The organism is Erythrobacter fulvus, from assembly GCF_028595285.1.
In the GTDB taxonomy this organism is placed as follows: Bacteria; Pseudomonadota; Alphaproteobacteria; order Sphingomonadales; family Sphingomonadaceae; genus Erythrobacter; species Erythrobacter fulvus.
On record NZ_JAQQXQ010000002.1, the window covers coordinates 16,922 to 42,903 of the forward strand.

20 protein-coding genes and 3 pseudogenes are annotated in these 25,982 nt (G+C 58.2%); 15 read left to right on the top strand and 8 right to left on the bottom strand.

All coding sequences use genetic code 11. The features are described 5' to 3' along the window. Window positions 1-6 precede the first annotated feature (6 nt). Window positions 7-708, bottom strand: coding sequence for an exosortase C-terminal domain/associated protein EpsI (locus OIK40_RS02970; RefSeq protein WP_273676095.1), 702 nt, complete (start codon window positions 706-708; stop codon window positions 7-9). Window positions 709-850: 142 nt separating this feature from the next. Here OIK40_RS02970 and OIK40_RS02975 point away from each other — a divergent pair, with 142 nt between their 5' ends. From OIK40_RS02975 to OIK40_RS03010, 8 genes and pseudogenes are all read left to right on the top strand, one after another. Then, complete coding sequence (locus OIK40_RS02975; protein WP_273676097.1) at window positions 851-2,068, top strand: glycosyltransferase family 4 protein; 1,218 nt, start codon at window positions 851-853, stop codon at window positions 2,066-2,068. Continuing rightward, complete coding sequence (locus tag OIK40_RS02980; protein WP_273676099.1) at window positions 2,061-3,236, top strand: glycosyltransferase family 2 protein; 1,176 nt, start codon at window positions 2,061-2,063, stop codon at window positions 3,234-3,236. Before OIK40_RS02975 ends, OIK40_RS02980 begins: the two co-directional genes overlap by 8 nt. A gap of 79 nt (window positions 3,237-3,315) precedes the next feature. Beyond that, a complete protein-coding gene (locus OIK40_RS02985; RefSeq protein ID WP_273676101.1) occupies window positions 3,316-4,344 on the top strand; it encodes a glycosyltransferase family 2 protein in 1,029 nt (342 codons plus the stop codon). A gap of 74 nt (window positions 4,345-4,418) precedes the next feature. Continuing rightward, window positions 4,419-4,740: pseudogene (locus OIK40_RS02990) on the top strand (transposase); the annotation flags it as partial. Window positions 4,741-4,835: 95 nt separating this feature from the next. Continuing rightward, complete coding sequence (locus OIK40_RS02995; protein WP_273676103.1) at window positions 4,836-5,006, top strand: transposase; 171 nt, start codon at window positions 4,836-4,838, stop codon at window positions 5,004-5,006. A gap of 214 nt (window positions 5,007-5,220) precedes the next feature. Further along, window positions 5,221-6,243, top strand: a complete 1,023-nt coding sequence (locus tag OIK40_RS03000; protein WP_273676104.1) for a glycosyltransferase — start codon at window positions 5,221-5,223, stop codon at window positions 6,241-6,243. A 94-nt stretch (window positions 6,244-6,337) separates the two neighbouring features. Further along, a pseudogene (locus OIK40_RS03005) lies at window positions 6,338-6,475 on the top strand (IS5/IS1182 family transposase); the annotation flags it as partial. Window positions 6,476-6,669: 194 nt separating this feature from the next. After that, the gene (locus tag OIK40_RS03010) at window positions 6,670-7,932 is read left to right on the top strand and encodes an IS5 family transposase (RefSeq protein ID WP_374211774.1); all 1,263 of its coding nucleotides are present in this window, start codon (window positions 6,670-6,672) and stop codon (window positions 7,930-7,932) included. Window positions 7,933-8,238: 306 nt separating this feature from the next. Here OIK40_RS03010 and OIK40_RS03015 read toward each other — a convergent pair whose 3' ends face one another. Genes OIK40_RS03015 through OIK40_RS03025 form a run of 3 tightly spaced genes read right to left on the bottom strand, consistent with a single transcriptional unit; the run spans window position 8,239 to window position 12,006 of the window. After that, complete coding sequence (locus OIK40_RS03015) at window positions 8,239-8,997, bottom strand: WecB/TagA/CpsF family glycosyltransferase (RefSeq protein WP_273676106.1); 759 nt, start codon at window positions 8,995-8,997, stop codon at window positions 8,239-8,241. Continuing rightward, window positions 8,987-10,438, bottom strand: coding sequence for an undecaprenyl-phosphate glucose phosphotransferase (locus OIK40_RS03020; RefSeq protein WP_273676107.1), 1,452 nt, complete (start codon window positions 10,436-10,438; stop codon window positions 8,987-8,989). Before OIK40_RS03020 ends, OIK40_RS03015 begins: the two co-directional genes overlap by 11 nt. Then, on the bottom strand, window positions 10,423-12,006 hold the full coding sequence (locus OIK40_RS03025; RefSeq protein ID WP_273676109.1) for a tetratricopeptide repeat protein: 1,584 nt from the start codon (window positions 12,004-12,006) through the stop codon (window positions 10,423-10,425). The genes OIK40_RS03020 and OIK40_RS03025 overlap by 16 nt, the downstream gene beginning before the upstream one ends. A gap of 253 nt (window positions 12,007-12,259) precedes the next feature. Here OIK40_RS03025 and OIK40_RS03030 point away from each other — a divergent pair, with 253 nt between their 5' ends. The 6 genes and pseudogenes from OIK40_RS03030 (at window position 12,260) to OIK40_RS03055 (ending at window position 19,935) form a co-directional block, all read left to right on the top strand. Beyond that, entirely contained in the window at window positions 12,260-12,838 is a 579-nt protein-coding gene (locus OIK40_RS03030) for a polysaccharide biosynthesis/export family protein (protein WP_273676111.1), read from the top strand. A 428-nt stretch (window positions 12,839-13,266) separates the two neighbouring features. Next, window positions 13,267-15,621, top strand: coding sequence for a hypothetical protein (locus tag OIK40_RS03035; protein ID WP_273676112.1), 2,355 nt, complete (start codon window positions 13,267-13,269; stop codon window positions 15,619-15,621). Then, complete coding sequence (locus OIK40_RS03040) at window positions 15,618-17,075, top strand: GumC family protein (protein WP_273676113.1); 1,458 nt, start codon at window positions 15,618-15,620, stop codon at window positions 17,073-17,075. Before OIK40_RS03035 ends, OIK40_RS03040 begins: the two co-directional genes overlap by 4 nt. A gap of 96 nt (window positions 17,076-17,171) precedes the next feature. After that, window positions 17,172-17,873 (top strand): CpsD/CapB family tyrosine-protein kinase, encoded by a 702-nt coding sequence (locus OIK40_RS03045; protein WP_273676115.1) that lies wholly within the window; start codon window positions 17,172-17,174, stop codon window positions 17,871-17,873. Between the two features lie 422 nt (window positions 17,874-18,295). Beyond that, window positions 18,296-19,112, top strand: a pseudogene (locus OIK40_RS03050) (IS5 family transposase). Window positions 19,113-19,236: 124 nt separating this feature from the next. Next, the gene (locus OIK40_RS03055) at window positions 19,237-19,935 is read left to right on the top strand and encodes a PEPxxWA-CTERM sorting domain-containing protein (protein WP_273676118.1); all 699 of its coding nucleotides are present in this window, start codon (window positions 19,237-19,239) and stop codon (window positions 19,933-19,935) included. A gap of 278 nt (window positions 19,936-20,213) precedes the next feature. Here OIK40_RS03055 and OIK40_RS15025 read toward each other — a convergent pair whose 3' ends face one another. From OIK40_RS15025 to OIK40_RS03070, 4 genes are all read right to left on the bottom strand, one after another. Further along, window positions 20,214-21,167, bottom strand: coding sequence for a cell wall hydrolase (locus OIK40_RS15025; RefSeq protein WP_309557479.1), 954 nt, complete (start codon window positions 21,165-21,167; stop codon window positions 20,214-20,216). 146 nt (window positions 21,168-21,313) lie between these two features. Then, window positions 21,314-21,958 (bottom strand): PEPxxWA-CTERM sorting domain-containing protein, encoded by a 645-nt coding sequence (locus OIK40_RS03065; protein WP_273676120.1) that lies wholly within the window; start codon window positions 21,956-21,958, stop codon window positions 21,314-21,316. A 182-nt stretch (window positions 21,959-22,140) separates the two neighbouring features. Then, complete coding sequence (locus tag OIK40_RS15085) at window positions 22,141-22,302, bottom strand: PEP-CTERM sorting domain-containing protein (RefSeq protein ID WP_374211775.1); 162 nt, start codon at window positions 22,300-22,302, stop codon at window positions 22,141-22,143. A 1,374-nt stretch (window positions 22,303-23,676) separates the two neighbouring features. Beyond that, window positions 23,677-24,555, bottom strand: coding sequence for a UTP--glucose-1-phosphate uridylyltransferase (locus tag OIK40_RS03070; protein ID WP_273676122.1), 879 nt, complete (start codon window positions 24,553-24,555; stop codon window positions 23,677-23,679). Window positions 24,556-24,694: 139 nt separating this feature from the next. Here OIK40_RS03070 and murA point away from each other — a divergent pair, with 139 nt between their 5' ends. Then, entirely contained in the window at window positions 24,695-25,975 is a 1,281-nt protein-coding gene (murA, locus tag OIK40_RS03075; protein WP_273676124.1) for a UDP-N-acetylglucosamine 1-carboxyvinyltransferase, read from the top strand. The last annotated feature ends 7 nt before the right edge of the window (window positions 25,976-25,982 follow it).

Below are 25,982 nucleotides of genomic sequence, written 5' to 3' on the forward strand. Positions count from 1 at the left end.
TTCGCATCACAGCAGGATCGCGTCTCGAAAAGCCGGAGGAACTTCCGCAAGAAACGCCTCGATGAAATCCATGATCGCCCCTGAAGTTGGGTTGTCCGGCTCTTCGATGGCTGAAACCCGGAAAAGGGCGCCATCTGGAACTGTGCCCTGAAGGTTCTGCACGGCCATTGTCAGACGTTGCTGAAACCAGCTTATCGGAAATGCATGGCCAACGCGCACCCAGTAAAAAATCCTCTCCCGCAGGCCGCCGCGGTCGGCGAGGAGTTCTCGTCCTGTTAGCGATTTCGAAGCGAGACTAATTTCCGCGGGGCGGGACCAAAGGATCGGAAAGCCTGCGGCAGGGTAACAGACTTCCGGTCTATGGACGTGGATGTCATTCTGCTGTTTGCTGCTGAAGGCGATCAGCAGCATTATCGTAGGCAGACCCGCGCCTTCATAAATACGGGTTTCCAAGTTCTCATAGAGCGCGTTGCTGTCATCTTGCGGCGGCAGCACAACCTCTTGGCTCTTCCGGGAAGTCCATTGGCCAACCTTCTCCGGGATCGCAGCGGTGAAGTTTTCCTGTTTAACCGGCATCGCCAGCCGCACAGGGGCTCGCGCATAGTAAATGCCTCCTGCAGCTGCGAGCCCCGCACCGACTATGAGGCTGCGCCTATCCATCTTCAAACCCGGCGCTGTCAGCGCAGATCGGCCCGGCTGGTTGCTCATTGATCCATCCAAATTCAACGTTTCGGCAAGCTTACGAGGTTCCGGGTGATTTGACCACTCTGATCGCATCTGTAGCGACGTGGACGGTTGCAATGACGAAAAAAGGCCTTAGGCGTCTGCCTGGCAAGGGTTAGGGCATAACATGCGCGTAGCTTATCTGGTGAACCGATACCCCGCCGCAAGCCACAGCTTCATCCGCCGTGAGATCCACGCCGTCGAGGCGAGCGGGACACACGTCGCTCGCTTCTCGATCCGTGCTGTTGAGGAATCTGAGCTTCCAGACCCGAGAGATCAGGCGGAGCGCGCTCAAACAGTAGTTCTGCTTCGGATAGGGGCGGTGCGCCTTCTCGTTGAAGCGGCCAAAACCCTAGCCACCCACCCACTTCGCGGTCTCCGTGCCTTGAAAATCGCCTCGGCAGGTTGCGACTGGCGGCTTAGCAATGTCATCAGGCGCGCTGCATACCTTATAGAAGGCGCTGCCTTAGCGAGGCGACTGGCGGAGCAGTCGATAGATCATCTACATGCGCATTTTGGCACCAACCCAGCTATGGTAGCTCGTCTGGCAAGCGCTCTCTCCGGCATTCCTTACAGTTTCACTGTACATGGGCCAGACGAGTTTGATGCGCCCGTTCAACTCGACCTGAAGGGCAAGATTGCCGACTGTGCCTTCTGCGTTGCCATAAGCAGCTACGGTCGCAGCCAACTCATGCGCTGGAGCGCTTTTCATGATTGGTCGAAAATCAAGGTCGTGCGCTGCGGCGTCGACGAGAGTTTTTTCCACCGTTCACCTGTATTAAGTATAACGCATGTGCCACGGCTCTGCACCATTGCACGCCTCAGCGCTCAGAAGGGCATACCGCTACTGATAGAAGCCGCCGCCTGTCTCAAACAAGAAGGCAAGACATTTGGCCTAACGATTGTCGGCGATGGCGAAATGCGCGAAGAGGTGGGCGATCTCATTGAAAGCCATGGCCTTCATGATAGCGTTAAGCTCGCTGGCTTAGCCTCCTCCGACGAAGTGATTGAACATATTCTCGATGCGCGCGCCATGGTCCTGCCGAGCTTTGCCGAGGGACTGCCGGTCGTGATAATGGAGGCGCTAGCTCTTTCGAGACCTGTTGTCGTATCGACGATTGCTGGAACACCCGAGCTCGTAGACGAGGAATGTGGTTGGCTGGTCCCGGCGGGATCGGTCGAGAAACTCGTAGAAGCCATGCGTGCGGCTCTCGATAGCTCGTCAAAGGATCTCGAGGCCATGGGAAGGATCGGCCGCGCCCGGGTGGCGGCAATGCACGATGCCGCGACTAACGGACGGCAACTGAACGCACTCTTTCGCGAGGCTGTCGGCATACATGATTGAGCTGTTGACCGCCTTGCTGTGGCTGATCGTCATGCCGCTTGCACTGCTGGTGCTCATTTTCAGTCTAGAGGTGTGGCTCGGCATCGGGCGGACGAAATCGGTCGAATACACTGGGCAAGTACCTGAGACTTGCATTTTGATCCCTGCGCATGATGAGGCGAGGGGCATTGTCCAGACTCTTGAGCGTCTTCGGCCCGCCATTTCTGAGACAATTAGAGTTTTGGTCGTCGCAGACAATTGCACTGATGAAACCACGGCGCTAGTCCGAGAGCAAGGCTTCGAGGTCGTCGAACGCTTCAACGCAAAAGACCGCGGCAAAGGGTTCGCGCTGGCATTCGGCCGAGACTACCTGCGAGCTGCCCCACCCCAATGTGTTATTGTGATCGACGCGGATTGCTATTCGGATGCGCGCTCGGTCGCTGACCTCGCGCGCTGCGCCTGCCATGCCCGATCAGCTGTTCAGGCTCGCAATGTGCTTGAACCTACGCAGGCCGGATCGGCTAAGGTGCAGGTCTCAAGTTTTGCTTTCTGGATCAAGAATGTCGTGCGGCAAAGAGGGACTTATCGAGCTGGCGGAGGCGCCATTCTCACCGGTACTGGGATGGCATTTCCTTGGGAGGTGTTTGATCGGATTCCTTTGGCAACAGGGAGCATTGTGGAAGACCTCTCATTGTCAGTCGACCTTATTCGATCCGGCGAGTCCCCCTGTTACCTGGAACAGGCCACTGTCTATAGTGCCCCAGCCAGTGAAGAGGCAACCATCGGCCAACGATCTCGTTGGGAGCAGGGCTTTCTGACGGTCTCCTTGTCTCATGCATTACCGCTGTTTGGGTACGGATTGATAAGCTTGGATCGGAAAGCGATTTTGCTCGGCCTCCACCTACTTGTCCCTCCTATGACGCTCCTAATGGCAATTTGCGGTCTAATCGCAGCCATCCTTGGTGGCGTGACAATTTTCACTGGCGACTGGCTCCCCTTTGCTGTGCTGGTGGCATCACTAGTCGCGGCGCTTTCAGGCGTTCTGCTCAATTGGGCTCTGGAAGGACATCTCTGGTTAACGCCAAGAGCGTTGGCGGCCTTGCCGCTCTATCTTCTGTGGAAACTTCCGATGTATAGTCGACTCCTTGCAGGCAAGCGCGTTGGCTGGGTTAGAACCAAGCGCGACTAAGCATGGCTGGAAAACGCGGAAACGCTATCGATCTTCTTCGACTGACGTTCAGACGGCAGTGCTATTTTGTGGGGTTAGCATGGAGGACGACCGTCACATGAGCTTAGACCGCATTGGGGTCGTCGTAATAGGCCGGAATGAGGGTGAGCGGCTCAAGCGGTGCCTCCGATCGATACCCTCCAAATATCAGGTGGTGTATGTCGATTCCGGATCCATTGATGACAGTGTCGAGTTCGCGCATTCGACCGGAGCGATTGTCGTCGAGCTAGACGATCGTCTGGGTTTCACGGCCGCCAGGGCGCGTAACGCTGGCTGGCGAAGGCTGCTCGATCAAGATCCGGACACGTCGTTTGTCCAATTCATAGATGGTGATTGCGAGGTCGCAGCCGGATGGTTTTGCAAGGCGCTGTCTGCCATCAGGTCAGATGACCACCTTGCGATTGTGTTCGGCCGGCGGCGCGAGCGTTTTCCCGAAAGAAGTATCTACAACAAGCTTTGTGACGATGAATGGGACGTGCCCGTCGGCATTGTCAGTGAATGCGGCGGCGATGCTCTGATCCGGGCCACGGCCTTGCGTGATGCAGACGGTTACAGCGACGATTTGATTGCTGGTGAGGAGCCCGACCTATGCCTTCGGCTTTCGCGGTTCGGCTGGCACGTCCGGCGCATAGATGCCGAGATGACGTTGCATGATGCGAATATTCTCCAATTTTCAAATTGGTGGAAAAGAGCCAAGCGCGCAGGGTTCGCCTATGCCGCCCATGTCTCGCATCATGGCGCACAGTCTCTTCCGAATTGGCGTCGTGCGCTCATGAGCATCGTGTTCTGGGGGTTGGCGTTGCCATCCAGCATCCTGGTCGTAGCGGCAGCAAGTGCACCTTTGGCGTCAGACGTAGCCGGCATCTTGATGGCAGCGCTGACGGTGCTCTACCTAATTCAAGCCGCTCGCATTACTTGGCGAAAGCGCTGCTCCGGCCAACCATGGGGTTTTTCAGTAACATACGGAGGATTACTTCTAATTGGGAAATTTGCTCAGGTTTCGGGGGTTCTGAGGCATTGGTCAGAGCGACTTTTCCGCCGCCGACAAAGCCTAATTGAGTATAAGTAGAGAAGTTTTGCTGATTTCGACGATCACGGAGACTTGTAGAGATCTAGCACTACTTTGGCAGAAGCGCATTTTTGAGATCGATCGGAGCAAAAGGTGGTCGGCCACCGTTCGATCCGGTGATGATGTTCAAGGTCCTGGTGCTGCAGGCGCTTTATTCGCTCTCGGACGAAGCGACCGAGTTCCAGATCAAGGACCGGCTTTCGTACCAGCGGTTCCTTGGCTTGGGGCTCGATGGCCGAGTGCCCGATGCCGTGCGATCCGAAGGCGTTCAAGCCAGTGGATCTTGCCATCCCGTTGTTCGGCTGCAAAAATCACATCGGCATCGACCGGGCTCACGGGCTGATCCGCACGTTGGACGCGAGTGCTGCCAACGCCCATGATGGTGCTCGGTTACCCCGAGCTCATAGTACCCATCCGGCGTGGGCCGCCTTGCATGGGTAGGGAGTGATCGCTCTTAAGCGTGCTCTTTTGAGCGCGCGGGGGAGTGGTCGATGGGTCAGGTGACGGTGTTTTCGGGGCCGGAGCGGCGCCGACGGTGGACTGATGAGGAACGGCTGCGGATCTTGTCCGAGGCGTTCGCACCGGGCGCGTGCGTTGCCGAGGTGTGCCGCCATCACGATATTTCTTCAGCGTTGATCTACACCTGCTCCTCTGCCACCTGAAAACTGGACCATTCGCGGCTAGAGTTTTTCGCTGTAAACATCCTTGGCTGGGCGAGGAGGTTTGGCGTGAAGGCATCGAAGTTCACGGACGCGCAGAAGGCGTTCGTCATCGAGCAGGGCTAGGAGGGAACGCCGGTCGCTGAGGTCTGCCGCATACGTTTTTTGCGGGTGTCCAGATCCTTGACATAAAGATACGCCTGTCAGAAACGAAACTATGGCTGTGGATGTTGCCTTCTTTTTTGATAGGAGCCCGGGATGGGCACCAATTACGCACCTGGCACATCTTGCGGCGAGGCTTTTGGGGGGTGAGCTTCTTTTTCTTCCTCCTGTTCCTAGCAAATGGCATAAGGTGATAAATCTACGCCGTAGAAGCATCAGGCGCTCAAATGATCATTTGGTGGGGATAATTCGAAATCCTCAAGATATCTCTCAGCTTCGGGCGATGGCTCAATTCAAGAGTAGATACGAAAATATCGCCGTATGGATTATCGATAGTTTCAATCATCAGTGGACTCCTCCAGCTGTTAGTCTCAGGGATATTGATATCGTCGCTGTTATGCGGCCGAACGATGAGGCAAATTTTGAAAAAATTGCCCCCCGAAGAGTGATCGTTCTAGGTTGGGGCAGCGATGTACTTGGTTTTGGCAGCGGAACCGGCGATAAGTCGGTAGATATCTTACGGCTTGGCCGCCAACCAGGAGAATGGAATGATGATATAATAACGGCGTCTTTATGTCGACAAGCCGGGTTGAGCTTTGAAGGACGCCCCCCTTTGTTGGATGATCCATCAGAAAACCAGAAGTCTGTCATGAGGGTGCTGGCGAAATCGCGTTATCTTATAGCGCACTCGAACCTCGCAGCCCCCGCTCCTTACACGCACCGACGCGAAGAGTATATTACGGCTCGGTGGACAGATGCTCTTGCGTGCGGAGCGGTCGTCGCTGGTGTGCAGCCTCGGAGCGATAGAAGTTTCGATCGCTTGCTTTGGTCAGGAGCATTTCTTGACTTTGATCGCATTGATCTGAAATACAATATAGCTGCCCTTAAAGAAGCACGGGCAGCATGGCGGCCGGAAGTCGCATCATTAAACTATAGAAACGCTCTTGCAAAACTAGATTGGCGTTGGCGACTGCGAGAACTCCTAAATAGTATGGGCATTGATGTTCCGCCAATTTTGGCAAAGGAGCTTGTTGAGCTTAGTTCACATGCTAATAATTGGGGCTCCCAGACGACGTGATCTCTGGTTCATTCGTCAGATGGATGCCTCGAAAAACCTCTCGCCTTTGAGGCTGCGGCCTGATTCAATGCCCCTGCGATGATCGGAGGCGAAGATGGTGGGGCAGCCTGGTTTCTTTGATCTGTCGGACCGTTATGCGGCGTTGAGCGCGGCGGGCGATCCGCTGGAGCGTTTGGCGGCGGTGGTGGATTTTGAAGTGTTCCGCGGGCCGCTGATCGTGGCGCTCGGGCGTAGCGAGTCGTCCGTGAAAAACGCTGAAAGCGTTGGAAACGCGTTGTTTTTGGTGGGATTGAAGTAATCGGATTTGCAAGGTTTGGTGCCGGGTTGGGCAAAAAGCTTGTGATTTTGTGCGCCCGCGCACGTAGGGGCTTTTCTGGCAGATCGGGCCGTGATTCAGTGCGCTGGCCGAAACGATGAGGTTTGCCGATGCCGCCGAAGAAACCCGCCCCGCGCAGTGACGAGCTGTTCCGCAGCCAGCTCGACAACATGATCGACATGGGGCACGCGCTGGTGAAGTTGGCGCAGCTGATCGACTGGTCGCGGTTCGATGAAGCGTTTGGCCGGTTCTATCACGAGAAGGGGCGGCCAGGGCTCTCGACGCGGCTGATGGCGGGACTGCACCTGCTCAAGCACATGGAGGGTCTGTCCGACGACGCAGTCTGCGCCCGGTGGGTTGAGAACCCGTATTACCAGTATTTCTGCGGCGAGCAGTACTTCCGCCACAAGCTGCCGCTGGACCGGTCATCGATGACGCGCTGGCGCGGGCGGATCGGCGCTGACAAGCTCGAACTGCTGCTGGCCGAGACACTGCGCCTTGCGATGGAGACCCGGGCGATGCCGCCGCAGGCTTGCGAGCGCGTAACGGTGGATACGACGGTCCAGACCAAGGCGGTTGCCCATCCCACCGACAGTCATCTGCTGATGCGTGGTATCGAGTGGCTGAACCGTTTGGCCAGGAAACACGGGCTCAAGCTGAGGCAGTCATTCCTGCGCGTCGGACGTCAGGCTCGGCGTGATGTCTCACGGCTAATCCATGGCCGTGGACACAAGCAGGCGATGCGCTGGGTTCGCAAACTGCGCACCTGGCTGGGCAGGCTCGACCGCGACATCGGCCGTAAGATCGCCGGCAATGAAGAACTCGAGGCTGCCTTTGCCGTCGCGCGTGAGCGGGTGGCCAGGATCCTGACCCAGAAGGCGGACAGCACCGACAAGCTCTACGCGCTGCACGCGCCTGAGGTGGAATGCATCGCCAAGGGCAAGGCGAGGACGCGCTACGAGTTCGGGGTAAAGACCTCCATCGCGGTCACCAACGCGCGCACCGCGGGCGGCCAGTTCATCGTCGGCATGCAGGCCCTGCCCGGTACTCCCTACGATGGTCACACCCTGTCCGGGCAGATCGAGCAGGTCGAGCGCCTGACCGGCATCACCGTCGAGCGGGCCTATGTGGACCGCGGCTACAAAGGGCACAAGCATGACGGAGAGGCCAAGGTCTACATCGCCCACACCCGCGGCATCGCCTCACCTACGATCAGGCGCGAGCTCAGACGCCGAAATGCCATCGAGCCGATCATCGGCCACACCAAATCCGACGGTCTGCTGGAACGCAATCACCTCGCCGGCGCCACCGGCGATGCCATCAACGCGATCCTGGTCGCCGCAGGTCACAATCTGAGGTTGCTCGTCGCATGACTGAACGCGCTTTTGCGCGCCTTGCTCACGGCTTGGCTTCCCGTAGCGCCCCGTGAAATGGCCGCTGCCTGAAAAACCAGCCCAGCTCTCCTGTGCAATCTACCCCAATCCGAAACGCAAATCGCATTCTTCACAGACGACTAACTATTCGTGGTAATTTCATGTTCTTGCGATGCGCCGGATGGATACGCTTGTCAGCGGATAGGCCGCGGATCTCGTCCTTGATGGCGTAAAGGGAGGCAATGCGCTGACGACGATGATGCGGCGAAGGTATCTATCACCCTGTTTGGTTACGCATCTGCATATTCAAGGGCGAGCTTCGAGCAACGTAAGCCGAAAAATTCTCGGCCCCGTTATCAGGTAACGCCTCCATAGCCTTCTTGGCTCGATCACCATTCTGAAAGCCCATTCAAGGCGGAATTTCCGTACCCATGTAGGTGCTCTCGCTTTCCTTCCGAGTACGAACTCAATGGACGCGCCTACACAGAGACCTACGCCCCTAGCTCGGCCGGCGTTGAGGCACTGGTTTGCGATAATCTCACTTTGCGGGGCACCGAAAACCAAAAGTGCATAGTCGCTCGACGCAGAGGCTAGGAAAGCTTCAATCTCTCTAGCTGCGTCGGGCCGTCTTAATACGCCCATAGGCGGTATGTGTTGAACTAGATTGATTTGGGGAAAACGAACGCGGAGTTCGGGAAGCATTGCATCATCTCCGCCGATGATCGCGACCTTCTTTCCATTCAGATGACCTTTCTCGAAAAGGATCGCTGTCAGATCGCTGCCGGTGACAACCTCGAGCTCGGTTCCGCGGAACTTTGCGAGAAGCTGCAAGATACGACTATCGCAAAGTCGGAAAGCAGCATCGTTGTAAGCGTCGCTGAAACGTTTTCTGATGTCTTCGTCCTTATGCTCGTGAAGCATCACAACGTGGTCGACGTTAGGCGTCACAACGTAGGAAAAGCTCTCGGACCGCGACAGCCTGTCAAGTTCGAGCGCCACCTCCTCATAGGTCAGGTTGGCGAACTCGACCCCCAGGAATTCGGTCGTGGCGCGCTTAGTAAGCATGCTTATCCCAGAACACCTTGAAGACGGTTTCGAGGATGATCCGGATGTCGAGCAGGGGAGACCAGTTCTCGATATAGTAGATATCATATTCAACGCGCTTGCGCGCACGTTCGGCCGTGTCGATTTCGCCCCTCAGGCCTCGCACCTGGGCTAAGCCGGTGATCCCCGGCTTGACCCGGTGACGTGCGGAGTAGCCGCTCACGGCGTCAAAGTAGTATTTGTCGCCCACCCGCATCATGGTGGCATGGGGGCGGGGCCCGACAATCGACATCTCACCCTTTAGGACGTTGAAGAGCTGCGGCAACTCGTCAATGCTGGTCCGCCTTATGAAGCGACCGACACGCGTGACCCGTGGATCGTTCTTCTGGGTTCGCTGCGCACCGCTCTGATCCTGCCGATCGACATACATCGACCGAAACTTGAGCACCGAGATTTCGTTATTGTTGAACCCGAAGCGAGCCTGACGGAACAGGATGGGCCCCTTGCTTTCGAGGCGAATGGCAAGTGCAGTCAGGATAAGGAGCGGAGCCAGCAGCACGATGGCAATGATTGCCACCGTGTAGTCGATCATTTCTTTGAGAATCCCGTCAATATCCCGGATCGGCTGCTGCCAGATGGCAAAGACCGGAAGCGAACCGAGAAAATTCACCCGGTAGCTGGTCGTCAATTCAAGTGTCTCGCGCGGTAACACGCATAGGTCAATGGAAGCCGCGCTCAGTGTCTCGGAGATCTGGTCAAGGCGCGCTTGGGAAATTCTTGGAACCGCCATAATGACCTGGTCGAGGCGTCCGGTGCGGGCAAGTTCGAGCAAGTCATCGAGATCGCCGAGATAGGCAAGGTCGATCTCGCTCCTCTCGCCACGTGTCCGCTCATCGGCATAACCCGCAAGCCGCAAGTGCGGGAGCCGCTCGAGCTCGAGTAACTGTGACACTCTTTGAGCGACTTTCGCGCTCTCGGCGTAAACCGCAACTCTCTGGCCGATCAGCCCTTCGTTCATCAACCGCGATACCAGCATGCGAAAGCCGATGCGGCTCAGGAACAGAAGGACAATGGTGAATCCCATGAAATAGAGCGCCAAGCCTCGAGAAAACTCGTCGAGCATATCAAGCTGGACGACCACTAGGCCCGTCAGCGCCGCCGCAAGGACGAAGTCCGCGATGGCACTGCCGCCAACGTCCTTGCCCTGTCCGCGGAAGGCGACATAGCCGTCACGAGAGATCCGGATCAGCAGGAAATTGATGCAAAGGATGATGGCGCCGCTGTGATGAAGGCGACTGTCGTAATAATAGCCGATCGAAGCCGCATAGGCGCCTGCTGCCAACAAGTAGGCACCAAGGAAGCAGGCAGCATCATTCACCACCCCGAGCGTGCGCAAGACGTTCGAGGTGAAGCGCAGATGGCCGCTGCTGCGCCGGGGAGAGGGCTTTACGTGCCCGTGCATACGCCCCCTGAAGACCGGCAGATCTGCTCGGGCGTGATCCTTGCGAACAGCCCGCGCGCACGCGGTGTGCCGGGCGGGTCATCGATCACGAAGCTCTGTTTGGCAGCTGCCAGGCCGCGCTCGATCTTGGCCTTGCAGACCCGGTTGCCGAATTCTTCGCACACCCGTGCGAATTCCTGCCATGCCTTTTCGGACGAGGGCTTGGCCATCGCAAGATCGCCATAAAGCGAGACGATCCGTGCGCTGTCGCCGACCTTCCTCAAGAAAGCCTCATAGCGTGCAGCAAGAATTCCGGACTGCGACAAGAAATCTACCCCCCGCTCGAACACCTGCCTGGCTCTGACCTCGCTTCCCTTAGCAAGATGCGCGTTAGCAAGTGCAGCATAGCCTGCATATTCCTGCGGCGCATCAGACACAACGATATTTGCATCCTCGATTGCTCCGTCAATCTTGCCGGATGCAAGCCGTCTCTCGGCGCGCGCGACGAGCGCATCCGGGTTGCGGGGGTCACGGGCAAGGACGGCATTTATGAGTCTGTCCGATTCCTGGACACGTCCCTCGGAAAGTGCGATCCGCGCCGCGTGCGCCTGTGCTTCGACGACGCCTTCGGCAAGCGGTTGCGCAAGCAGGCTCCTCGCTTCCTTGTATTGCGCGCTGTCGAAATAAAAGCGGGCAAGAGCCAGGCGTGTTGCCAGCGTTGCCGACACCGCCATCGTCGATAGCTGCGCAGGGCTGATTGGCGCCCGGTCGTATTCGAGGAAGAGACGATTGAGCAATGCGAGGCGCGTGCGATCATTGGGCTGCGCCGCAATCGCCTTTGCCGCCTCCGCGCGCGCCGCCCGTATATTGCCGGTTTTGTAGAGGAAATTGACGAAGTCGATCTGGTAGTTCGAATCTTCGCCAGTTTGTGCGATCACCTTCGGGAATGCCTCGCGCATGCCTTTGGCGTTGCCCTGCGCCCGGTAAATTTCAAGCAGTGTTGCGTTTAGCGCTTCGGTTTCACCGATGGCCTCCCGCGTCTCTAACACGGCTGCAACCGCGTCTTCGAATTGTCCCTTCAGAGCCAGCAGGCGGGCAGCAAGAATGGCGCCGCCCTCGTCATTCGGGTTCAACTCCAGAATCTCATCGGAAAAGCGCTCTGCCTCTTCAAGGCGCCCGGCTTCGATTGCGAGGAAGCCCTTTACCAGCATGGCCCGCGAGGCCCCCGGGAACAGCAACAGCATGCGGTCGGCGGCTTCCTCGGCTTCGCTCAATCGATCGGTTTGCAGCCCCAGCTCTGCAATCGCTTGCAGGATTTCGAGATTGTCTGCTTGTAGGTCGAGGGCACGGGAATAGGCATTGAAGGCGCTGGGGAGCTTTCCGGATTGGAGCTCGATCCGCCCGAGAAGCACGAAGTAGTCAGCGACATCATCTCGGGCGATGATCGCCTGCTGCACATTCTGACGGGCTTCATCAAGGTTGCCCGCTTCAAGTTGGACCTGCGCTATTGCGGCATACTCGGCGGCCTCGCTGACCTTGTCGCTGCAGCCCGCAAAGAGCAGCGAACACGCCATCGCGAGGCCCGACATGCGTTTGCGCAGGTAACAGGATGATCGGATCAAAGTTGCATCCTTGTGAGGCTTCAGCACCCAAAGCTTTTTGCTTGGTCTTTCGTCATGAGGTTGTTAGCGAGTGCGCGTTGAGAAATGGTTGGCTTATCTCGCGGGTAGGGCAACAGGAAAACATTTCTGGATCATCACGCAGGATATGAGGTAAAGTGTGAGCAAGCCGTCAGCGGTCCGTATGCTTGGAGCAGCGCTCGTTATCTTTGCGGGGCTTAATGTGTCCAGCATCCTTTTGGCTCAGGAGGCCGTTCCTGCCCCTGCCGGCGAAGCCCTTCCCGCTGTGGCGCTTCCGGAATACCGGGTCAATCCTGGCGACGAACTCCAGATCAGCGTATGGCGCGAGGACCAACTCCAGCGCACTGTTCGGGTGCTGCCCGATGGGACGCTCAGCTTCCCGCTTGTCGGCAGGATCGAGGGGGCAGGGCGGACTACGCGAGAGATTGAAGCGGCGATCTCTACGGGTTTGGCGAGCAAGTATGTCGACGGTAACGTCCCTGACGTAACGGTTGCTGTCGCGGAGACGAGTGGCTTGCAGTTCTCCGTCATAGGCAAGGTGCGCTCGCCGGGGACTTTCACGCCGGGACGTTATCTTACCTTGCTCGAAGCGCTCAGCCTCGCAGGCGGCGTCGACGAGTTTGCGAGCCTCGACAATGTCGTGGTTGTGCGCAAGTCGGGGGATAGTCTTGTGGTAATCCCGGCGAAGCTCTCGGATATCCTCCGCAGTCGGTCCGTGAGCGCTGCGGCTGTGAATGCCTTGCCGCTCATCCGCAGTGGGGATACGGTCATTGTCCCTTGAGCCTAACCGGATGTTTTTTTTCGGATGAGCGTGAAAGTTCTCGAGCGGGGGACGAGTGAATGCATTGGCTGGCGAGCAGATCTGTCGTAATCGCTGCGCTGGCCTGACAGCAGACGAACCAGAACGAGCGCGTGGGTAAGGGGCACATGATGCATGAGACTTCAGCAATGCGAAGAGCGGCCAGCCGGCCTGCGCGCAGTGTGTTGGGTCCGCATGTATCCGTGGGCCGCGGCGTGAGCAGCCTCGCGCTCGGGCGCTCGCTCGGATTGCGGGTGCTTCCTTGTCTTTTGGCTGGCTGCGTTCTGGTTGCCATTCCCGAAAACCAGTTAGAGGCCAGGGATGGCAGAGAAGGGGTCCCCCACATACGCGTTGTCCTTGCGAGGGATGCTGGGCCAGTAGAGCCTGCCTCGTCTTCACGGCCCGCTATCTTGCTCACCCATACCGGGAAGCAGCCCGACTTCCTTCTTGAAGATCACGGATTGCTTAGGGACCTCACCCCGGGAAGCGTCACACTTGGGACCCGGCTGTTCTCCCAGCCAGACGAAAGCCCAAGGGACGCTCTGGCGACTTTCGAAGCGCGAGATGCTTTCCCAACTGTTGTTGAGCTCATCGCTCCGCAAATCCAGGCGGACTTTGGATGGGATGGGAAATCTGCTGAACCTCATTTGAAATCGCGGCCGACGGCAGGCAAGTTGGGGGCGCCCCAGCAATCTCATGCACCCCTCAACCCATTGGAGAACGTCGAAGTTAAGCAGGCGACGGCGTCGTTGTCCCGGGGCATTCGTGCAAAGACCTCGGGTGAAGGGGGTGCCGGGGCCATTTGGGCCGAGCCCAAGATCGCTTATGCACCGCTTCCGCTCGACGCCATGCCCGGCGAGATTGAGGTGACGTATGGCACCGCAGTGCATGCCCTCCATGCTGCCATCTCTCCTATTGACCTTCGCGCAGGAGAGCCTCTCCCCGTCTCTATTGCCCTCGAACCGGCTGCCGCGCGTGATTTCGTTGCACCGCGTGGTCACGGTTGGCCCGCTCCACCTCTGTCTATCCGCCTTCCTAATGCGCATCCCCGGAGGCTCGAGCAATCCGAACTTTTAGAAGTAAGGATCACGTCTCAAGATCCCACTGGCTTTACCTCCGATGGTGAGGATGCCGACGCCCAGGCGTCTTCCATGGCACCAGCTGTTTCTTTCGAATTGGCGTCAGCCAACCTTGCTCAAACCGGTGAATTGCCGAGCCTCAACCTCCCATTTGGTTCCGATAACGCTCCGGCCAAGGCCACGTTAGATCAAGATATCGGGCCTCTTGAGGGGTGGGAAGGGCAAGCTTCTCTGCAGATGGCATCTGCACCGTTGGCGGATGAAGCAGCGCCGCGGACGGACAAGACTGCGATGAACATGCCGGAGCAGATCCGGCTTGGGGCACTCGTTGAACTTCTGAGCGAACGGTTCGATCCAGTCGAGCTGGAACGGTTCAGAAGATCACCGGCATTCGAGGCCAACATTCCGGTCAGCTTGCTTGAGCAGGCAGGGATCCTTGTCGCTTCCAACCCTGTGAGTGATACTGTGGCCATCAACCTTGCTGGCATGCAGTCGTCCCCGACAGGCAGCGCGGGCCTTGCGCGAGGTGGCGAGGGGGGAGGGACCAATGGCTTTCTGGGTCTGAACCAGAGCCTTGTCGCGACAGCATCCGCCGGTTTTGACAGCAATCCCTTCCTCGGTGGGTTCGATGACACCTCGGCCGCGTCGATCCGCTTCCAGCTCGCACCGAGTTTGTCACGCTCGAGCGAGCGCAACACCTTCCGCCTTTCGGGCCGCGTAGAGCACATCGAATATCTCGGGCGCTACGAATCGCTCCAGAATTTTGGAGCTGACCTCGCTGCCTCGCATCGGGCAACAGAAAGGCTCGAGATCGACGGAGGCCTGCTGCTCAGCAGCAATGTGCTTGCGACCAACCTCGCCAACCCCTTCTTCGTCGATGACCTCGCGCCCGATGTTCCCCTTCCGCCGACCGGCAACGACATAACAGTGCTTGGGCAGGGGCAGCGGCGCACGCAATTCGGTGCCGATGCGGGGCTGACCTATACAATGAGCGAGCGGGATCAGCTCCGTTGGTCTTTGACCGGACGAGCAGACCGGTTTGAAGGGGACGGCCTCATCGAATCCAATTTTCTTGCACAGCAGCTCCAGTATTCGCGCCAGCTCGACGAGGGGCTCTCGATCGGTGCTATCGTCGATGCCAGCCTGATTGACTTCATCGGCGCATCAGGCGGCAGCGCTCGGACGATCACCCCGCAGCTGCAGGTGCGGGCCGATCTTTCGCCTCGGCTCGAGGTAACGGGGAGTGTAGGGGCTGCGATCACGCGCCTCGAATTCGGCGATCTGGAAGATACAACCACTGCGGTTGCCGGCAATCTGTCCCTGTGCAACCGCGGCGAACGGAGCAATCTGTGCGTCAATGGATCGCGTCAGGTGCTTCCTGCCGCTATCGGCGGCGCTCTGCTCCAGACCACGGCAGGTTTTTCCTATTCGCTACAGGTGTCAGAGCGCGACACGCTGCAGTTCAGCGGCAATTATGCGACGGCCTCACAACCTGTGACGAATGTCGTCGGACCGAACGATTTTGAGAGCATTAACGGTTTTGTGCGTTATGAGCGGCAACTCGATGAGCGCCTTCGTCTCTTTGTCAGCGGAGGCTATTTAAACACGACCGGCAATCTTCCAGGCGGCGCAACCAATGTGCAGGGTCTGGTCGGTATAACGTTTAATCTGGGGCGGTCCCGATGAGAGACGACGAATATGAGGCCGCTGGGGCCGAGGGTGGCAATCTGCTCATGCATTTGCCCGCTGTACTGCGCGAGCGCTACCTCCTCGTTGTGATCCCGGCGCTTCTGCTCTCGATTGCGGGCATCGCTGCAGCCTTTATCTTGCCGACTGTCTATCGTTCCACGGCAACGCTGCTGGTTGAATCGCCGCAATTGCCGGAAGACGTGCTTGGCGATCAAGGCGTCGATATCATCGATCAGCGGATTGCTAAGTTCCGTCAGCAGGTACTGAGCCGGCCCCGACTGATCGAACTGATCCAGAAGCATCGTCTCTACACCGATGAACGGGCAGCCAAGTCGCTCTCGGAAATCATCGAGGACATGCGGGGCGCGACCAGGATCGAGCCGGTGTCCGCGCAGTTCGAGCGCGGCGCAGGCCGGTCGACGACGATCGCCTTTTCTCTGAGCTTCGACTACGAAACGGCATCCCTCGCTCAGGCGGTGGCCCAGGACATGACCGAGCAGGTTCTTCTGCTCGACGCCACCAAAAGCTCTGAGCAAGCCGAAAGCACGGTTCAGTTTCTGACCGATCAGGCTGCGTCTCTGCAAACCCAGATTGCCGATGCGGAAAAGCTTATCGAGCAGATCAAGGCCCAGAACGGCCTCGCCCTCTCCAATCCGGGCATGATGGCGATGGGAGGCAATAGCGGCAGTTTCGACGTCCAGATCATCGCCTTGCAGCGCGACAATGCGCTCCTTCAGGCGCAGCGCGCCGCCCGGCAGACCGCCGCCGAGCGTGACCCGATCGTTGCTGCGGCGGAAGCCGACCTTGCTGCGGCGCAGGCACGCTATTCCGAAGACCACCCGGATATTGCGATTGCCAAGCGGCGCCTGCGGGAGGCCGAGCGCCTCGCTGCCAGCAATCAGGCCAAGCTTCCGCCCGACACTGTCGATCAGCAGATCGCTGCCAACAGCGCACAGATTGAAGCTATACGCGCGATGAAGGCACAGGAACTTGCGCGGCTTTCGACGGCGCAAAGAGCGATGGCGCAGGCCCCGCTTGTCGAACAGCAGATCGCACAGGAACAGCAGAAGCTTGATCTGCTTAACCAGCAATATGAAAGCGTGTCGACCCGGTTGATGCAAGCGCAGGGAAGCGCCCGCGCAGAAAGCGAGCAGAAAGGCGAGCGCTTGTCGGTGATCGATCCTCCGGTCGTGGCGGACGAGCCCATCTCGCCCAACCGACCGCTGCTGATTGCAGGCGGCATTGCTGCAGGGTTGGGCGCAGGCCTTCTGCTTGCGCTTGCTGCCGAATTGTTCTTCAGGCCCATTCGCGACATGGCTGACATCCAAGCCGTGACCGGCACGATGCCTCTCGTCGCGATCCCGACCATCGGTGAACCTCGGGAGGGGGTTTGGAAGCGCACCAGATCTCTGCTCCCCCGCCGCAGAGGGAATTTGGAAGACTCCAGTTAGTCAGCTAGCCAAACCATATCTCGAAGCGGCAGAACCCCAAGCGCGCCACACTCTTCGCCGGAGTCCCCTTTCTTGCAGCCACAACCACCCCTAACGATGATCCCGATGCCGGAAGCAAGCCCCTCGCTCATCGGCTTTTCCGAGCGCGACATTCGGGCCCGGCCTTTCAAGCTGCTGCGGACCTTGCTGGGCAGGAAATTGGCTAGCGAGGGCTACAAAATCATCGGCGTGACCTCACCTTCGCCCCATGCGGGCAAGTCTTTCCTGGCATCCAATCTTGCGGCCGCCATGAGCAGGGTTGCGAGCGACAAGATCGTCCTTGCCGACTTCGATCTTCAACGCGCAACCATCGCCGAGCTGTTCGGTATAGTGGATCCGCCAGGCATCACTGAGTATCTTCTAGGCGAAGTGGATGGGCTGCCCTCACTTGTGCGGGGGGTCGAGGAGACGAACCTGGTCATTGCGCCCTCCTTTGTGGGGGGCGGTAATTCTGCTGAGTTGCTGTCCGGAGAACGTCTCGCCGAGCTTATCTCCGGCCTGCGAACTTTTGCAGATGATGGGCTCGTAATATGTGACCTTCCACCACTCTTCGTCAGCGACGACGCATTGATAGTGGCGCAGCATCTCGATGGCATCGTCTTGGTCGTTGAGCAAGGTGTGACAACAAAGAGACAGCTCGAGACTTCGCTGCAACTTCTTGGTTCAAAGAAGTTGATCGGTACAGTCTTCAATAGGTACTGGGGCGGATATGGTGATCTATACGGTTATACTGACGACTATGGATCATATTACAAGTAATAGCATTTTTCTCTGCCTACCTCTTTTCTGCCTCCTATATTTGGTGAGTGAGCGCCTACCAATTCACCTGTCCGTATAGGTGTATTGTCGACCAACTTAGGCTCGGTAAGGTCAGTGCGCTTCCCTGATTGCCGGCATGCTCGGGTCGGCTGCGCCCCGCCACGCTCCCGCAACCTCATGTTTTGGGACAGCGGTCTGAGTGAAGGTGAGCGCGATCTTTATGCCAGCGGATTTCAAGCAAACCCTTGGCGTGATCGCCAGCCAAACTTACCGCGGCGGAAAAACGCCGACTGTTTCAGAGCTTGTCTTCAAAAAATAAGTTTTATATACCAGTAAATTGTGCTTAATGCACTGGCGCACTGCAGAATTTGCTTTGCACAGCTTCGCTCCCCGAAATTTCGCCAGAAACGACCGAGGCTCGAGTGATGTGGGCCGATGCCTCCCGACTGCGGCATAGCCGTAAGGGGCTGCGTTATCCAAGCGATTTGCGCGATGCAGAGTGGGCGTTGACCGAGCCGTTGCTTCCCTTGGCAACGCTCGGCGCCAGGCCGCCAGCACCAGCCAGGGCGAGGTGATCAACGTGATCCTCTATCTGGCGACCCGTGGTTGCCAATTACTGGTGCTGTCTAAGGACTTCCCTCCGCTCTCGACGGTTCTGCGCTATTTCTATGCTTGACGCGACAGCGGCATGTGGCAGACGGTGAGCCGCCTATTGGTGATGGCTTCGTGCCAAATCGAAGGGCGTGAGGCCAGCGGAAGCGCCGGGGTGATCGATAGTCAGAACGTCAAGACTACCGAGAGCGGCGGGCCAAGGGGCTGCGACGCGGGCAAGCAGATCATGGGCCACAAGCGTCACATCATCACCGATGCGCTCGGACTGATGTTGTTCGTCACCATCCACGCTCCCAGCATTCAGGATCGTGATTGGACGGCTCGCTACCGCTTCCGTGGCTGGGCCAGCTGTTCGCCGATGGAGGTTATGTCGGGGACAAGCTCATCGGCGCGCCGCATGGGCGCGCGGGACGGACGCTTGAGATTTGTCGCCGCTGCGACACGGCCAGGGGCTTCGTTCTGCTCCCGCGATGCTGGATGGTCGAGCGCACCTTCGTCTGGCTCGGCAGATGGCGACGCCTCGTAAAAGACTGGGAACGGACTATCGAGAGTTTCACCGCTTGGACCACCATTATCCAGATCCGCCTCCTCACCCACTTCTTCGCATGCCATTGCGAGGTCGGATGAGTTTTTAAGTCAGGCTCACAGGCATTCAGTCGATATTTGTTGGCTCACGTCGTTGACTAGTTTGCGGATATCGTTAATGGTGAAGAGGTACAGGGGTAAGTATAAATCCTGACTAGAGGGTTGCATGGCGGGTTGGGACCTGGCTGACGCTTGTTTGGCCGTGCGCTATGGTACTTTGACGGAGATCAGAAAAATGTGGAAATCTCAACTTGGGGCGGCTTTTGTCGCTGGCGCGATGTTATTTGCCGCACCGGCAGCTGCTGCTACAACGGTGGATGTGGACACCGAAACGGCTACGAACTGGAAGGTGTCGGGGCCTACCACGCCGCTTCAGGATGCGGTTGTCGTAGTTAGCCCAAACCCCAACTGGGTTACACTTCCTGCGGGTTTGAAGTGGATCTCGAGCGTTACCGGTGGTCGTACTTCGGTTCCGCCCGGCACTTACAGCTTTATCTACAAACTCGATGAGCCGGGTTGGTACAATAGCCTCTCCGGCATCTACTGGGCAGATAACCGTTTGCTCGACATTCTTATCAACGGCGTCTCATTAGGCACGTTGTTTACTGCTGACCCCTTTGATGAACAATTCAGAGCGGCTGATGGCCGTAGCATCGGTTCGATTAACATCAACCGTCAGGTAAGCACCATCGAATTCCGGGTTGAAAACACCCGAAACGTTGCCTCGCCGATGGCGTTCGCCTTTGACGGGACTTTGTCGGTGCCGGAGCCAGGGACATGGATGCTCATGATCCTCGGCCTAGGAGCTGTAGGTTTCGCGATGCGCCGCAGTCAGAAGGCTCAGGTTCGTCTGCAATTTGCCTAATCCGGCAAAACACATTGAGCTTGTACAGAGGGGGCGCAGTCTGCGCCCCCTTTTCGGTTCCGCAGCAACTTGGTTGATGCTTGTGTTGGGAAGCAAGGTCTGCGCGCAGCAGGAGGGGCGGCGGTTCTTTGTGGTTCACGTCTTCGCAGTTACTGTCGACTACCGAGAGTGTTGTGTGTCCTGCTCCGAACCGCTGGAGGTTTGTCCCATTGTTGATTGTATCACGAAAACCCACTCTTTGACTTGAATTTTGGACCACCAGGACCGGTGCCAAATATCTAATCCTTTAGTTCCCTGCGGCTTTCGATCAGCGTCGCCTGAGTTGTGGGCTCTTTCAACTTCCCCGAGGCAACATTCAGACGTGGGGTGCTTTCAACAGTTTGGCGACCGCTGAGCGTCTCAGATGGATAGCCTGCAGGGCCACTTGACGCCGGATCTGCATTCGGCCGCTCCTGAACACTTACCAAGCTTGCCTCAGTCTCATCGATGGCCGATTTTAGTGTAGTATCAAGGCTCCTTTGCCACTTGTTGCGCAGGAGATTGCTGGCCCAGGCCGGGACGGTCTCGCTACCTCCATATCGGTCGGAAAATGCTTCGGGAGAGCTCGATCGGCCGGGCCACTGATAGAAGATATGTGATCCTATGGTCTTGAGCTTCATCAGCTTTGTTGTCCATCGCGGGTGCACATAGACGGCGTGATAGTGCGTCGCGTGACCGACGCTGAGTTCAACAAACCCGCCAAGTGCGGCCGCGGCTACACCTTGGGCCCTTAGCCAGCCGGCCGGTGCCGGTCGTCGTTCAAGAGCTCCGTCGCAAGTGAAGGTGAACTGACAGCCAGTGTCTCTTTCGGATCCCTGAAATACGACGCCGCAAACAGTGCTGGGAAACGCAGGGTGGCGCAATCGGTTGAGCACGACCTGAGCGACGGCACGCTGGCCGATCAAAGGCTCATGGGCTGCTTCATAATAGATCGCAGCTGTTAGGCAGTCGATCGCCAGGAGCCTTGATGCCTCGTCTACGCCCGCGCTCCCCAATCGCCAAGGATTTGCAGGAACAATGGATTGAGGCGAGCTGCGGACTGCATCATTCAGTGTCGCGGCATCCACTTTCGATGCCGGTGCCGAAAGCGACGATTGGGAGTTATAGTACCATAGCTCCTCGCCGGGTCGGTTCTCAGTTCGTTCAGCATGCGGCGCGGGCGCAAGCGCGAACAAGGAAAGAAGCAAAAGCACCAGTGCTGCGGCTCGCCAAGGTAAGCGCGGATTTGATCGCCACCTCGAGCTGAGATGATGGCGCTTATGCAAGGTCGTACCCCCAAAAGATAAAGGACCGGCTTGTCGGCCGATCCTTTATCTTATCACAGTTTGGTGTGGACGGCCTAAGCGAACTGGAAGCGTACCGAAGTTGTCGGCCGGCGCCTCATTGCAAAGCCAACGGCACCCAGACCGAGGATCATGAGCAGCCATGTGCCGGGCTCAGGCACAGCGCTGTTAATCTTCACGGCGACGTTATCGATCTCAAACGCTGCTTGAGTCGAAAGGAAATCAACGCGGGTGAAAAACACACTGGCATTACCTGTGCTGGCACTAAAGTTGCGGTCCAAATTGGCGCCAAGTGCAACGCCGAGTTGGCTCGCAAGGACCACAACGCCGGTCGGATTATCGCTGGTGAAAATACGAACCGAATTATACCGGTCAATCGAACCCCAATCGAAACTCAAAACCGTCGACCGCAGGTCAGCAAGATTGATCGATCCGACGAAATCACCGGTCCCTCGTATGCCGGGAATAGCCAAGTAACCTGTTCCATTCACCGTTCGGCCTACGCTGCCAACACTCGACGTAAGCCGAACGGCATCTCCGGAAATTCTGCTCTCGCAGTTCTTGCCGTCGAAATCGCAGACGATGTCCTGACCGCTCGCAGCGCCTTCGGCGCCCACAGCAAAGGTCACTGCCCCAGCAGGCGTTGCAGCAATTAGGCTCGCAGCGACGAGCGGGAGCAAACAAGATGCAATTTTGGGCACGTCAGTGATCCCTTCCCCAATCGAATCGGCCACATTATTCAAGGTAGGCCGATTATTAACGATTTGCTAACCGCTTTCAACGGGTAAGTCGTGCGTTGCTACGGGTGTATCATTTCGGGACACTTCGAGCCCGGTATTTAACTCCGACTTCGTGTCTGCACTTTAGGTGTTCGTGCGGTGCGTCACGCAGACGATCTGCGCATTCGACTGATGGAGCCCGCGCGCATCGCACTACCGATAAGGCCAATGCCGAACAGTATCAGCATACAGGCGGTCGGTTCGGGAACCGCGGTATCGATAAATTCGACATTCGCCGTGATGCGGTCAGAGGCCCGAACGGACAACCCTTCGAAATTGAAGAAGACGGGGTCTGATGTGAAGCTTAAGCGGCCTTAGCCGAACCCGCTAAGGGTACTGCCAGGATCCAGCAGGCCACTGGCAATATTGCTGCGGGAGAGGTTCTTGAGGTTAATGCCATTGAAATCCGCCGGCCTGAAAATTGCGCTTGCGGCAAAGGTTATCGCGATGCTCGAGGCCGAAATCCTTGCCGTGGGATTGATGCTCCCTGTCGGAATCAAGAATTGCGCGACTGGGGAAACGGCTGCCTCGCCGCTGTCGATCGAGGCATTCTGTTAGGTTGGCGAGCGATAGCTTGCCTCGAACCTGTCGCAGACAAAGGTTGCGGCATTCGCGGCAGAGCCAACTAGCGAGGCCGCGACTGTAAGTCCGATCATGAGCTTGTTCATCGTCTGCTCTACAGCATTCGTAAAAGGTAAATACTTGTTGTCGTCGCAATTCCGTAGTCGCCGTCGTCTGAAATAGAGTTCTTAACGGTAGGATAACCTCAGAGGGTTCGCGCAGCTTTGGTGGCGAGGCCGAGGCATGTCTCTATCTGTTCCGACGGTCTCCATGGCCTGCTGGCCCCAGCTTTGGTTTGGCTATTCAGCTGAATTGCCGGAGCGGCTCCTGTTTGCTCAGGTTGGCGCGGCCATCAAACCAGAGCGTATGGAATAATTTCTCAGACCTCGGCCAAATTGCCCTGGCGGGTTATGCTCAAGCCGTCGAGGCAATTTGGCATAGAGTGCGCGCGATGTGTGTACATCTTAGCGTGCCGGCGTTAGCCGAGAGACTTAACTCGACAATTCTGGTGACGCGCCGTTCCCAAGCCCGAGGCAGCCCATCAAGAGTGCTGGCCTAGGATTGCATTGAGCTTTCCTTTGCACTTGGCCGCAGCAGAAGACACTGAACTGACCCAACGAGCCGGTTGGACTCGCCGGAGCAGGAAAACCTTTTCGACTCAAGCACTTCAAGTACTTGCGATTGGGAGAGACCTCAAATGCACTATTCGCTTGAGGGCCAGCGGCAATGACGTCAGTGCAAACAAATCATAATACAATCCAAGCCATTGCCCCAAGAGCAAGCGACCCAGCTATAAGTACAATGAGTAGATCAATTTCCCACCATCGACCATCAGCTGCTTCACTGCTTCTCACCCCAAACAGGCTTGCAATGCTGCTTCTGAGCCAATGAATCAGTCGCGGAAAATTCATCACTATTGGTACTACCCGACCCGATGTTCCTCGTCCACGCTCGCCAGCCTTGCACCAGTCGTTTCGGCCTATCGTCGCTGGCAGAATTTTTGATGACTGTTTCGTGTGATGCGATTTAGGCATGAAGCGACATCTGCTTTTCCATACCAGCAACGCTGCCCCGCCAGCCTATTTCAGCAGATCGAGCGCAATCGCCCGCACATCCGCGCCCATGTCGGGCCGCGACAGGGCAATCGCCAGCGTCGCTTCGACAAAGCCGACCTTGCTGCCGCAGTCATAGCGTGCGCCGTCAAAAGTGACTGCGTGGAACGGCTGCTGGCCGATCATCTTGGCCATTGCGTCGGTCAGCTGGATTTCACCGCCCGCGCCCTTGCCCTGGTTTTCCAGCACCCGCATCACTTCGGGCTGGAGGATGTAGCGGCCCGAGACGATCTTGTTAGAGGGCGCTTCGTCAACAGGGGGCTTTTCCACCAGCCCGAGCACTTCGGTCAGCGCGCCGTCGGTCTTGCCGGGATCGATCACGCCGTAGCTGGAAACCTGTTCCATCGGGACTTCCAGCACCGAGATCAGGTTGCCGCCCACGTCGTTATAGGCTTCGACCATCTGCTTCATGCAGCCGGTGCCGCCTTCGCGCGCCACCATCAACTCGTCGGGCAGGAAGATCGCGAAGGGCTCGTCACCCACGATCGCCCGCGCGCACCAGATCGCATGACCAAGGCCCAACGGCACCTGCTGGCGCACCGCAATGACATCGCCCGGCGTCGCGCGGGTGCATTCGAGCACCGACAGATCCTTGCCGCGTTCGGACATGGTCTGTTCGAGCTCGAAGGCGATGTCGAAATGCTCGACGATGCCCGTCTTGCCGCGTCCGGTGACGAAGATCATCTGTTCGATCCCCGCCTCGCGCGCTTCGTCCACCGCATACTGGATCAGCGGACGGTCAACCACGGGGAGCAATTCCTTCGGCACAACCTTGGTCGCCGGAAGGAAGCGGGTGCCGAGACCGGCAACGGGAAACACGGCTTTACGGATCGGTTTGGGAGACATTCGGCACCCTCGCTGGTTATGATCGGAAAGTCGTGCGCCCCGCGCAACCCGTGCCGTGCGCGTCCCGCGAGGTCAATGATTGATCGCCACCACGCGCCTGCGAGTTGCGCGAAAAACACATTTCGCTAAGGCGGAAAACATGGACAAACTCATCATCCGCGGCGGCAACCGCCTTTCCGGCACAATCCCGATTTCCGGTGCGAAGAACGCCGCGCTCACGCTGATCCCCTGCGCGCTGCTGACCGAGGAGCCGCTGACGCTGCGCAACCTGCCGCGGCTGGCGGATATCGACGGGTTCCAGCACCTGATGAACCAGTTCGGCGTCACCACCGTGATTCAGGGCACGCGCCCTGAAGATTTCGGGCGGGTGATGAGCATGGAGGCGACCCGCATAACTTCTACCGTCGCGCCCTATGATCTGGTGCGCAAGATGCGCGCGTCGATCCTTGTGCTCGGTCCCATGCTGGCCCGCGCGGGTGAGGCGACGGTGTCGATGCCCGGCGGCTGCGCGATCGGCAACCGTCCGATCGACCTGCACCTGAAGGCATTGGAGGCATTCGGCGCGCATATCGAACTCGCGCAAGGCTACGTGAAGGCCTATCAGCCCGACGGCGGGATGCCGGGCGGGGATTTCGACTTCCCGGTGGTTTCGGTCGGCGCGACCGAGAACGCGCTGATGGCCGCCGTGCTGGCGAACGGCACCAGCCGGTTGTTCAACGCCGCGCGCGAGCCGGAAATTGTCGACTTGTGCAACATGCTCGTGGCGATGGGTGCAGAGATCGAAGGCATCGGCACTTCCAACCTCGTTATCCACGGCGTGAAGCGCCTGCACGGCGCGACCTACCGCGTCATGCCCGACCGGATCGAGGCCGGCTCCTACGCTTGTGCTGCGGCGATCACCGGCGGCGAGGTGCGGCTTGAAGGCGCGCGCGCGGACGAGATGATGGCGACGATCCACGCGCTTCAGGCAATCGGCTGCGAGGTGACGTGGGATGCCAAGAGCGTGACTGTCGGCGCTAACGGCACTCTTAAGGCCACCAACCTCACCACCGCGCCCTATCCCGGCCTTGCCACCGACATGCAGGCGCAGCTGATGGCGCTGCTTTGCAAGGCCGAGGGCACCAGCGTGCTGAAAGAAACGATCTTCGAAAACCGCTTCATGCACGTGCCAGAACTCGCGCGCATGGGTGCGGACATCACCACCGAAGGCCGCACCGCGATCGTCAAGGGTGTCGAGCACCTGACCGGCGCGGAAGTGATGGCGACCGACCTGCGCGCCTCGATGAGCCTCGTCATCGCCGCACTCGCCGCCGAGGGTGAGACCACCGTGCGCCGCCTCTATCACCTCGATCGCGGTTACGAGCGGCTGGAGGAGAAGCTCCAGCTGGTGGGTGCGGATATCGAGCGGGTGGACGACTAGGGCTGCG

Coding starts and splice junctions, on each gene's coding strand:
- OIK40_RS02970 (WP_273676095.1), bottom strand. CDS start 708: ATGAGCAACCAGCCGGGCCGATCTGCGCTGACAGCGCCGGGTTTGAAG.
- OIK40_RS02975 (WP_273676097.1), top strand. CDS start 851: ATGCGCGTAGCTTATCTGGTGAACCGATACCCCGCCGCAAGCCACAGC.
- OIK40_RS02980 (WP_273676099.1), top strand. CDS start 2,061: ATGATTGAGCTGTTGACCGCCTTGCTGTGGCTGATCGTCATGCCGCTT.
- OIK40_RS02985 (WP_273676101.1), top strand. CDS start 3,316: ATGGAGGACGACCGTCACATGAGCTTAGACCGCATTGGGGTCGTCGTA.
- OIK40_RS02995 (WP_273676103.1), top strand. CDS start 4,836: ATGGGTCAGGTGACGGTGTTTTCGGGGCCGGAGCGGCGCCGACGGTGG.
- OIK40_RS03000 (WP_273676104.1), top strand. CDS start 5,221: ATGGCTGTGGATGTTGCCTTCTTTTTTGATAGGAGCCCGGGATGGGCA.
- OIK40_RS03010 (WP_374211774.1), top strand. CDS start 6,670: ATGCCGCCGAAGAAACCCGCCCCGCGCAGTGACGAGCTGTTCCGCAGC.
- OIK40_RS03015 (WP_273676106.1), bottom strand. CDS start 8,997: ATGCTTACTAAGCGCGCCACGACCGAATTCCTGGGGGTCGAGTTCGCC.
- OIK40_RS03020 (WP_273676107.1), bottom strand. CDS start 10,438: ATGCACGGGCACGTAAAGCCCTCTCCCCGGCGCAGCAGCGGCCATCTG.
- OIK40_RS03025 (WP_273676109.1), bottom strand. CDS start 12,006: ATGTCGGGCCTCGCGATGGCGTGTTCGCTGCTCTTTGCGGGCTGCAGC.
- OIK40_RS03040 (WP_273676113.1), top strand. CDS start 15,618: ATGAGAGACGACGAATATGAGGCCGCTGGGGCCGAGGGTGGCAATCTG.
- OIK40_RS03045 (WP_273676115.1), top strand. CDS start 17,172: ATGATCCCGATGCCGGAAGCAAGCCCCTCGCTCATCGGCTTTTCCGAG.
- OIK40_RS03055 (WP_273676118.1), top strand. CDS start 19,237: ATGGCGGGTTGGGACCTGGCTGACGCTTGTTTGGCCGTGCGCTATGGT.
- OIK40_RS03070 (WP_273676122.1), bottom strand. CDS start 24,555: ATGTCTCCCAAACCGATCCGTAAAGCCGTGTTTCCCGTTGCCGGTCTC.
- murA (WP_273676124.1), top strand. CDS start 24,695: ATGGACAAACTCATCATCCGCGGCGGCAACCGCCTTTCCGGCACAATC.